This window comes from Sulfitobacter sp. HI0040, assembly GCF_001634885.1.
Lineage (GTDB): Bacteria > Pseudomonadota > Alphaproteobacteria > Rhodobacterales > Rhodobacteraceae > Sulfitobacter.
The window spans coordinates 1-10,296 of record NZ_LWEX01000039.1 but is presented as its reverse complement, the minus strand read 5'-3'; the positions used below and the strand labels follow the sequence as shown (position 1 = coordinate 10,296).

Annotated in this window: 9 protein-coding genes; 1 reads left to right on the top strand and 8 read right to left on the bottom strand. The window is 64.1% G+C overall.

Going from position 1 to position 10,296, the window contains the following annotated elements:
* Positions 1-1,185, bottom strand: a 1,185-nt coding sequence (locus A3728_RS04225; RefSeq protein ID WP_067920562.1) for a cation:proton antiporter, incomplete at its 3' end; no start/stop codon positions are given.
* Positions 1,186-1,350: 165 nt separating this feature from the next.
* Here A3728_RS04225 and A3728_RS04220 point away from each other — a divergent pair.
* On the top strand, positions 1,351-2,670 hold the full coding sequence (locus tag A3728_RS04220; RefSeq protein WP_067920560.1) for an ArgE/DapE family deacylase: 1,320 nt from the start codon (positions 1,351-1,353) through the stop codon (positions 2,668-2,670).
* 38 nt (positions 2,671-2,708) lie between these two features.
* On the opposite strand, the gene A3728_RS04215 is transcribed toward A3728_RS04220, so the two are convergent.
* The 7 genes from A3728_RS04215 to A3728_RS04185 form a co-directional block, all read right to left on the bottom strand.
* Positions 2,709-3,854: an iron-containing alcohol dehydrogenase gene (locus A3728_RS04215; protein WP_067920556.1), complete on the bottom strand. Its 1,146-nt coding sequence runs from the start codon at positions 3,852-3,854 to the stop codon at positions 2,709-2,711.
* Between the two features lie 3 nt (positions 3,855-3,857).
* The gene (locus A3728_RS04210) at positions 3,858-5,228 is read right to left on the bottom strand and encodes an aldehyde dehydrogenase family protein (protein ID WP_067920564.1); all 1,371 of its coding nucleotides are present in this window, start codon (positions 5,226-5,228) and stop codon (positions 3,858-3,860) included.
* Between the two features lie 44 nt (positions 5,229-5,272).
* The gene (locus tag A3728_RS04205; protein WP_067920554.1) at positions 5,273-6,637 is read right to left on the bottom strand and encodes a glutamine synthetase family protein; all 1,365 of its coding nucleotides are present in this window, start codon (positions 6,635-6,637) and stop codon (positions 5,273-5,275) included.
* A 78-nt stretch (positions 6,638-6,715) separates the two neighbouring features.
* Positions 6,716-7,753: a TRAP transporter substrate-binding protein gene (locus A3728_RS04200; RefSeq protein WP_067920552.1), complete on the bottom strand. Its 1,038-nt coding sequence runs from the start codon at positions 7,751-7,753 to the stop codon at positions 6,716-6,718.
* Between the two features lie 50 nt (positions 7,754-7,803).
* Positions 7,804-9,132 (bottom strand): TRAP transporter large permease, encoded by a 1,329-nt coding sequence (locus A3728_RS04195; protein ID WP_067920550.1) that lies wholly within the window; start codon positions 9,130-9,132, stop codon positions 7,804-7,806.
* Positions 9,133-9,702 (bottom strand): TRAP transporter small permease subunit, encoded by a 570-nt coding sequence (locus tag A3728_RS04190; RefSeq protein WP_067920548.1) that lies wholly within the window; start codon positions 9,700-9,702, stop codon positions 9,133-9,135.
* Positions 9,695-10,296 (bottom strand): N-formylglutamate amidohydrolase (locus A3728_RS04185; protein WP_067920546.1); only part of this gene is annotated, 602 nt, incomplete at its 5' end. The genes A3728_RS04190 and A3728_RS04185, both read right to left, overlap by 8 nt.

Below are 10,296 nucleotides of genomic sequence, written 5' to 3'. Positions count from 1 at the left end.
AAGCAGGATCACCAGCGCCACCAGTGACCAAAGTTGGGTTTCGTTCACGAATTCCATGTGCCGCCCCGCGTAGCACAGGTAATAGATCGACCCGATGCCCCGCACGCCATAGATGGACACCACCCCCCGGTCGGTCCGCGACAGGTCCGATCCAAGCAGGGCGACCCACCCCGCGAGGGGCCGGATAACCAGGATCAGCGTCAGCGCGACGATCCCATGCACCCAGGTCAGATCGGCAAAGAGCATCGGCAGGACGCTCCCCAATGCGACCAGCAGAAGAGCCGTCAGCGCATGTTCGATGGATTCCGAAAAATCGTGCAGATGCCGGTGAAAATCGTGGTCCTCTTCCACGCGGCGCAGGGTCAGCCCCATGACGGCCACAGCGATGAAGCCATAGCCCTCGACCAGTTCGGTGGAGCCGTAGCACAACAACACGCCCGCCAGCGCGATGACGCCCGATCCGGTATCCGCCAGAACCCGCCCGCGCGGAATGACGAACAGGACAAGCCCCAGCGCCCGCCCCCCGGCCCAGCCCATCGCCACACCCGCCGCGATGCGGTAGACGACGTCCCAGACCAGCCAGTCAAACGCCCATGCTCCGGGGTTCAGCCCCTCCGCCGCGACGATCAGGCCAAGGTAGACGAAAGGAAAGGCGAGGCCGTCGTTCAGCCCCGCTTCGGTGGTCAGGGTGAACCGCACCGGGTGTTCCTCTCCCTGATGCGGGGGGCCGACCTGCACATCGGCGGCCAGCACCGGGTCCGTCGGGGCCAGCACCGCACCAAGCAGAATGGCGCCCGCGACGGTCAGCCCCTCGATCCCGATACCCAGAAGCATGACCGCAAGAATCGTGAGCGGCATCGCGATGCCGAGCATTCGGATCGTCGGATACCACTGGCGCAGGGTGCCGAGACTGTCGATCCGCATCCCCGTCCCGAAAAGCGCCACGATCACGGCAAGCTCGCTCACCAGTTCCCAGGGCAGTGGCGTGGTCCGCGGGTCGGGCAGGCTGGGCACGTCAGGCACCAGCAGCGCCGCGCCCGCTCCGAACAGGATCATCAGCGGCGCGGAAACCGGATCGCGGTGCGAGAACAATCGCGGCAGCCAACGCGCGGCGATCACGATCAGGCCCACCACCGCGAGGGCAATGTGGTAGGGCTCGAAGGCGAAAAGGGGATCATCGGTCATTGTGTCATTCCGGTCCACGCGGGTTCCCGACAGTGAGACCCTTCATCAGGGGATCTGTAGTGCGGCGCGCGATTGTCCACGCCGCACCGGCGGGCAGCAGATGCGCGCCCGGTTGACCCCGTGCGCAGGACACGGAAAGTGAGACTCAGCAAAAAGGATCGCTCCATGGCCACCGATACATCCGCACCGCCCCTGCCCCCCAACCTGCACCAAGAGATCACGCGCGCCGTTGATGCAGGCTTCGAGGCGCAGACCCGTTTCCTCGCCGATTTCGTCGCCATTCCCAGCCTTCGGTTCGAAGAGGGCCCCGCGCAGGATTTCATGGCGGATGCGCTGCGCAAACGCGGCTACAAGGTGGACGACTGGAGCATCAACCTCTCCGATCTGCAGCATCTGCCGGGCTTCGGGCCGATCGATGGCGATTTTTCGCGGGCCCGTTCGGTGGTGGGCAGTCACCATCCCGAAACCACGAAGGGCCGTTCGCTGATCCTTCAGGGGCATCTGGATGTCGTTCCGACCGGCCCGGCGGAGATGTGGCGCGATCCGCCTTTCGATCCGGTCATCCGCGACGGGTGGATGTACGGGCGCGGTGCGGGCGACATGAAAGCCGGGACGGTCGCGGCGCTCTTTGCCCTGGATGCGCTGAAGGCCGCCGGATATGTTCCCGCCGCGACGGTGCATTTCCAGTCGGTGATCGAAGAGGAAAGCACCGGGCTTGGCGCGCTTTCGACCCTGCAACGGGGTTACCGGGCCGATCTGGCGGTGCTGCCTGAACCCTCCTTGCTCACGATCAACCGCGCGCAGGTGGGCGCGCTGTGGTTCCGCCTTCGGGTGCGGGGCAAGCCGGTGCATGTCTCAGTCGCAGGCGAAGGGTCGAACGCGATCATGGCGGGGTATGACATGATCACCGCCCTGCGGGAGCTGGAGGCCGATTGGAACGCCCGCGCCGCCCGTGATCCTGTCTATGCAGAGGTGCCGCATCCGCTCAATTTCAACGCCGGCAAAATCGCGGGCGGGGACTGGGCCAGCAGTGTGCCCGCATGGTGCGATATCGACTGCCGCATGGGGGTGCTGCCGGGGCAGGATCTGGCAGAGGCCCGGGCCGAGATCGAGGCCTGCGTCGCGCGTGCGGCGCGCGATCATCCCTTCCTGTCCAACAGCCCGCCGGAGGTGATCTGGAACGGGTTTCAGGCCGAAGGCTATGTCTTAGGTCCGGAAGCGGATCCAGCCCTCTCGGTCATGCGCGACGCCTTTGCAGAGGTTTTCGGCCCCGATGAACCCCTGCGGGAGCACAAGATGACCGCCCTGACCGATACACGGTTCTATGGTCTCTACTACGACATCCCGGCCTTCTGCATCGGCCCGCGGGCCGAGAACATCCACGGCTTTGACGAAAGGGTGGAGCTTTCGTCATGCCGGGAACTGACCGTGCTGCTGGCACTGTTCATTGCGCGCTGGTGCGGGCTGAACCCGGCGGAAAGCTGAGGCGCCTCCGCCGGGCTCCACTACCCCGGGGCTGTCGTTCAGAAGCAGGCTTCCAGCAGGGCTCGGGTGTTTTCCGCCGTCATCTCGACCGGGTTTCCGCCGACCGACGGATCCCGCAGCGCCGACGCGACGAGCGCATCCATATCGGGGTTCTTCACGCCAAGAGCGGTGAGGTTCGCCGGGATCGAAAGCCTGTCGTTCAACCCGCCCACGAAATCGTAAAACCCGTCAAAGCCCCCTTCGATACCAAGGTAGGCCGCCGCCCGGGCCAGCCGGTCTTCGACTGCGGCGCGGTTGAACCGCAGGACCGGCTGCATCACCACCGCGTTGGTCGTGCCGTGATGAGTGTGATGAACCGCACCAATCGGGTGGCTCAATGCATGGATCGCGCCGAGGCCCTTCTGGAACGCGGTTGCCCCCATGGCGGCGGCGGACATCATGTGCCCCCGCGCTTCCAGATCGTCACCATCGTCATAGGCGACAGGCAGATATTCCTTCACCAGCCGCATGCCTTCCAGCGCGATGCCCTGGCTCATCGGGTGGTAATGCGGCGAACAATAGGCTTCCAGACAATGGGCGAAGGCATCCATACCGGTGCCCGCGGTGATCGCGCGGGGCATGCCCACCGTCAGCGCCGGGTCGCAGATCACGATGCCGGGCAGCATCCTGGGGTGGAAGATGATCTTTTTTTCATGGGTGTCGGAATTGGTGATGACACTGGCGCGCCCCACCTCTGACCCGGTGCCCGCCGTGGTGGGCACCGCCACGACCGGCGCGATGGCATCCGCATCCGCCCGGGTCCACCAATCGCCCACGTCTTCGAAATCCCACAGGGGTCGCGCCTGCCCCGCCATGAAGGCCACCGCTTTCCCCAGATCGAGCCCCGAGCCGCCGCCGAAGGCGATTACCCCGTCGTGCCCGCCCTCGCGGTAGGCTTTCACCCCCGCTTCGACATTGGCGTCGGTCGGGTTCGGGTCGACGTCGGAGAATACGGCGCGGCCCAGCCCCGCCGCTTCCAGAAGGTCAAGCGTGTCGCGGGTGATCGGCAGCCCCGCCAGCCCCTTGTCGGTCACGAGAAGGGGCCGCTGTATCCCGGCGGCGACGCAGGCCTCCCCCAGTTCGGAAATGCGCCCCGCGCCAAAGCGGACGGCAGTGGGATAGGACCAGTTGGCAACAGGCGTCATGGGTCAGGCTTTCTTGAAATGGTAGGATTTCGGACGGGTGAGCGCGAGGTAGCCCAGTTCGGACAGGCCTGCGCCGCGCCCTGTATTCTTGCACCCGGTCCAGCACAAGGCGGGATCGAGGTAATCGGCGCGGTTCATGAAGACGGTGCCGGTCTCCAGCCGCCGGGCAATGGCTTCTGCCGCTTCGGCATCCGCGGTGAAGATCGCCGCCGTCAGCCCGAATTCGCTGTCGTTCATCAGGCGGATCGCTTCTTCGTCGTCCTTTACGGGCATGATGCCGACCACGGGGCCGAAGCTTTCGTCGCGCATGACGCGCATGTCATGGGTCACATCCGTCAGCACCTGCGGCGTCAGATAGGCGCCCCCGTCGTCGGCGGCCATCTTTTCGATATGCGTGGTGGCACCCGCCGCGATGGCCTCTTCGATCTGCGCGCGGACCTCACTGGCGAAACGAACGTTCGCCATCGGGCCCATGGTGGTGTCCTTGTCCAGCGGATTGCCCAGCTTCTGCTGGCGCACCCACGCCACCGCCTTTTCCACGAAGGCGTCATAGAGGCTTTCGTGCACATAAATCCGTTCGATCCCGCAGCAGCACTGGCCTGCGTTGAACATCGCGCCATCCATCAGCGTATCGACCGCCGCCTCAAGGTTCGCATCCGCCCGGACATAGCCCGGGTCCTTGCCGCCCAGCTCCGTGGCGACCCCGGTAAAGGTGCCCGCCGCCGCCCGTTCCATCGCCTGCCCGCCGCCGACGGAGCCGGTGAAATTGACGAAATCGAAGGCGCGGTTTGCAATCAGTTCCGCCGTGGTGGCGTGGTCCAGCACCACGTTCTGGAAGACGTCTTTCGGCACGCCCGCCGCGTGGTAGGCCTCCGCCAGATGTTCGCCCACAAGGATGGTTTGTGCCGCGTGTTTCAGGATGACCGCGTTCCCGGCGATCAGCGCGGGCGCGATGGTGTTGTTGGCGGTCATGTAGGGATAGTTCCACGGCGCCACCACGAAGACGACGCCGTGTGGTTCCCGCGCGATCTTGCGGGTAAAGGCGGCGCTGTCCTCTACCACTTCGGGCGCAAGCGCCTCTGCCGCGATCTTCGCCATATGGATGGTGCGTTCTTTCAACCCGCCGAATTCGCCGCCATAGCGGATGGGTCGCCCCATCTGGTGCGCCAGTTCGGTGGTCATCCGGTCTTGGGTCTTCTCGATTTCAGCCAGTGCCCCGAGAACGAGGTCAACTCGCTCCTGAAGCGGTCGCGCGGCCCAGTCCTTTTGCGCCGCCCGGGCGCGGGCGGCGGCATCAGCGGCCTCTGCCCCGCTCAGGGGTTCACGGGTTGCATAGGTGCTCCCGTCGATGGGGGAGATGCAGGTGATGGTCATCTTGGTCCTCTCAAAAATCAGCGCAGGGCGCATGGCGGCGCCGGTCAGGCCCGCTCGAACCCGCGGGCGATTTCCCAGTCGGTCACCACCCGGTCGAACTCTTCCAGTTCGACTTCGGCGGCGCGCGCGTAATGGTCGATCACGTCATCGCCCATCGCCGCGCGCAGGAAGGCCGAGGTCTTCAGCTTGTCATGCGCCGCGCGCAGCGTCTGGGGAATATCGTCCGCCTTGGCATCCTCGTAGACATCGCCGCGTGTGGGCGGGGCCAGTTGCATCTTGTCCTCGATCCCCTTGATCCCCGCCGCCAGCATCGCGGCCTGCGCCAGATAGGGGTTCAGGTCCGACCCGCCGATGCGGCATTCCACGCGCACGCCCTTTGTTCCCGCCCCGCAGAGGCGGAAGCCCGCGGTGCGGTTATCCACGGACCACACGGTTTTCGTAGGCGCAAAGGTTCCCTTGGCGAACCGCTTGTAGCTGTTGATATAGGGGGCAAGGAAATAGGTATATTCCGGCGCATGGGCGATCAGCCCGGCCATGTAGTGTTTCATCAGCTCGGACATGCCGAGTTCATTGCCCTCGTCCATGAACGCCGGTTTGCCATCCTTCCACAGCGACTGGTGCACATGGCTGGAGCTTCCGACCCGGTCCTTGTGCCACTTGGGCAGGAAACTGGCGGCATGGCCCTGCTGCCACGCGATTTCCTTCACCGCATGTTTGGCGATCGTGTGGTAATCCGCGCAGTCCAGCGCCGGGGAATAGCGGATGTTCAGCTCCTCCTGCCCGGCCTCGGCCTCGCCCTTGGAATTCTCGATGGGCAGACCCGCGGCATATAGGTGATTGCGGATGGGCCGCATCACATGCTCTTCCTTGGTGGTCTGGAAGATGTGGTAATCCTCGTTGTAGCCGCTGATCGGGCGCAGCTCGCGAAAGCCCCCCGCCCGGATCGTCTCAAGACTGTCGGCAAAGAGGAAGAATTCCAGTTCAGTCGCCATCATCGCGTCAAAGCCAAGCTCGGCCAGCCGCGCGATCTGCTTTTTCAGCATGGCACGGGGCGAATGGGGGATCGGTTCGTGGTGGTGATGGTCCACCATGTCGCAGAGAACCATCGCCGTGCCGTCCAGCCACGGGACGGGACGGATGGTGTCAAGGTCCGGCTTCATCACATAGTCGCCGTACCCCGCTTCCCAGGAGGTGGAGGCATAGCCACCCGGCGTCGCCATCTCCAGATCCGTGGCGAGCAGATAGTTGCAGCAATGCGTTTCCTCGAAAGAGGTTTCGACGAAGTTCGCCGCGTGGAACCGCTTGCCCATAAGGCGGCCCTGCATGTCCACCATGCAGACGAGCACCGTATCGATGCTGCCGTCCGCGACGCGCTTCTTGAGATCCGCGAAAGAAAGGGTGCCGGGCATTTCGGTCTCCGTTGGTCAGGGTCAAAGGACGGCCCGGCAGGGCCGTCCCTTCTTTTCAGATGCAGGTTCAACTTCGGATCAGCCGTTGGTGTAGGGCGGTCCGGCCTGGTTGATGACTTCGTTGTAGTCGCGGAAGATCTGGACGATCTTGGCGTGGATCTCGCCTTCCTCGGCGATCTCGCTCCAGAATTCCTTGGCCGCGTTCTCCACCTCTGCCCATTCGGCCGCCGGAACGGTGCGCAGCGCCAGCTTGTCGCCCTTGGCCCGCAGCCGTGCCTCGCCGCCCCAGTACCACTGGTTGCGATAGGTATGGCCCGCGTCGATGCCCGCCATCACCAGTTGCTTCAGGTGCTCGGGCAAGTCCGACCACTGCTGCTGGTTGACGAAGAAGGACCCGATCCATGCGCCCGAGATGTTGTTGGTCAGGAAGTAGTCCGTCACATCGGCCCAGCCGACGGTGTAATCCTCGGTGATGCCGGACCACGCCATGCCATCGAGCTCGCCCGTCTGCACGGCAACCTCGGCGTCTTCATAGGGGATGTTCACCGGCACAACGCCAAAGCGCGACAGGAAGCGGCCCGCCGTCGGGAAGGTATAGAGCTTCAGCCCGTCGAGATCGGCAACGGAGGTGATTTCCTTTGTCGTGTTGAAGTTGCACGGGTCTTGACCCGCCGCCGACAGCCACTGCACGCCGACCTTGGCGTATTCGTCCCGCCAGATATCGGCCAACCCGTACTGGTTGAACAGCACCGGCACGTCGAGGATGTGTTTCGTCGCGAAGGGGAAATAGCCGCCGAACTGCTGCAGCGGCGTGGGCGAGGCCATGGAATCGTCGTCCGAATGCACCGCGTCGATCGTGCCGCGCTGCATCGCCTGAAACAATTCGCCGGTGGGCACGATCTGGTCCGCGTAGAACAGTTCGATCTCCATCTCGCCGTTGGCGGCGTTGTTGATGAAATCGACAGCCGGCTTCGTGACCTGTTCGCCCAGTGCGGAGCCCGCATAGGTCTGCATCCGCCATTTGATCGCCGTCTGGGCGCGCACGATGCTGGGTGTGGCCAGCGCCGCCGGCCCGGCCACTGCCGCGGTCTTCAGGAAATGTCTGCGTGTCGTCATTCTCTTCTCTCCTATGTTGAATGATGCGGCAGCCTTTGCGGCGGCTCTTGTTAGGGTTGGTCGTAAATGTAGTCTGGCAGCCATGTCGCCAGTTCGGGAAAGACCATCACGAGGATCAGCGCCAGCACCATCACCAGCACGAAGGGCGTGATGGAGGCATAGATGTCGCGCAGCGTGATCTCGGGCGGGGCCATCGCCCGCATCAGGAACAGATTATACCCAAAGGGCGGCGTCATATAGGCGATCTGCGTCGTGATCGTGTAAAGGATGCCGTACCAGATCAGGTCGAACCCCAGTTCGCCCACCAGCGGCACGTAAAGCGGCGCCACGATCACCAGCATCGCCGTATCGTCGAGAAAGGTGCCCATCAGGATGAACGACAACTGCATGACGATCAGGATCATCCACGGGCTGAGGTGCAACTGCTCGGTGAACAGCCCCTCGATGGCCTTCACCGCACCCAGCCCGTCGAAGACCGCGCCAAAGGCCAGCGCCGCAAGGATGATCCACATGAACATGCAGGTGATGCCCAGCGTGTTGCGCACCGAATTCTCGAAAACCTCGCGCGTCATGCGACCCTTCAGAACCGCGGCGAGAAAGGCGACCCCGGCCCCGATGGCCGAACTTTCCACCAGCGAGGTCCAGCCGTTGACGAAGGGCACCATCATGGCGGCGAAAATGCCGATGGGCAGGATCCCCGCGCGCAGCAGGCGCAGCTTTTCGCCGCGCGGCATGTCGCGATCTTCGGGCTCCAGCACCGGGCCGAGGACCGGGTTCCACCAGCAGCGCAGGGCGATATAGGCCACGAAAAGCGTGGCCATCATCAGCCCCGGCACAACACCCGCCAGCCAAAGCTGCCCCACCGGCTGCCGCGCGATCATCGCGTAAAGCACCAGCACGACCGACGGCGGCACCAGAATACCAAGGCTCGATCCCGCCTGTATGACCCCCGTCACCATCCGTTTGTCATAGCCGCGCTTCAGCAATTCCGGCAGCGCGATGGTGGAGCCGATGGCCATGCCCGCGACCGACAGCCCGTTCATGGCCGAAATCAGCACCATCAGCCCGATCGTCCCGATCGCCAGCCCGCCGCGCAGCCCGCCCATCCAGACATGGAACATCCGGTAAAGATCGTCCGCGATGCGCGATTCCGACAGGACGTAGCCCATGAAGATGAACATCGGCAGCGTCAGCAGCGGATACCACTTCATCAGCTTCATCGCGGCGGCAAAGCCCAGATCGTATCCGCCCTTGTCCCCCCAGAGCAGCAGCGCGGCTACCACGGCGACGAACCCGATGGCCCCGAAGACCCGCTGCCCCGTCAGCAGCATCAGCATCATCGATGCGAACATCAGCGTGGCGATCAGTTCATACGACATTCAGACAGCCTCGCCCCGGAGCAGCAGAATGTCCTTCAGCAACTCGGATATGCATTGCAGCAACATCAGGAAGATCCCCACCACCATCACCGTCTTGATCGGCCAGAGCCATGGCCGCCAGACGGAGGGAGAGGTTTCCATGCGACCGACCTCTTCCGCGCCGGTAATGAGCCCACCGAAGAACGACAGCGGCTCGGTCCCCCAGTAGCCCAGCGAATAGGCGGTGGAGCCGATGCCCCCATAGAGCAGCACGACAAGGTAGAAGATCAGGAACAGAACGGTGATCGCATCCGTCCACGCCTTGCGGCGCGGCGACCATTCACCATAGAGCAGATCCATCCGCACGTTGGACCCAAGCTGGATCGAATAGGGACCGCCGAGGATATAATAGGCGACCATGGTGAACTGGGCGAATTCCAGCGTCCAGAGCGAGGGCAGATAGAAGGTCTTGCTGACCGACGACCAGAGCAGCACGCCCATCAGCACGAAGATGCCGTACATCATCACCCGCCCGATCCGGTAGTTCACCGCGTCGACCGCGCGGATATAGCCGCGCATCACCCTATGCATCCGCCGGCCCCTGCACCTGCGCGATACCCGCGCTGACCCAACGGGACAAAAGCTCCGCCATCGCGGCCTGATCCTCTTCCGTCGCGATCAGGTCGTTTCGAATCTCGATCATCACGTTGGGCAGCCCGGCGGGAATCGCATGTTCCTTCAGGGTATGGGTGACACCGTCCTGCGGCCCGTAGGGCGCGTTGCGTTCGACTTTCAGGTCGGTATGGGCGGCTGCACTCTCCAGCATGGCATCGGCCAGCCGCGTGTCGCTGTCGTGCAGCAGTCCGATATCGAGCAGACGCCGCTTGCCATAGTAAACCGGGGTGAAACTATGCACCGTCACCAGCACCGGCGCTTTCCTGCGCCCGACTTCCGCCGCGAGGGCGGCGCGGAAGGGCGCGTAATAGGTCTCTGTCCGCGCTTTGCGGGCGGCGTCGTCCAGTGTGGCATTGCCCGGCACGACGATCCGCTCGCTGCGGGCGGGCATCGCATCCGGGGCATCGGGCGGGCGATTGCAGTCATAAACCAAGCGCGACACCGCGCCTGCCACCAGAACCGCTCCGAGCCTTTGGGCCATGTTCTGCGCCACGCCAAAGGCACCGGGAT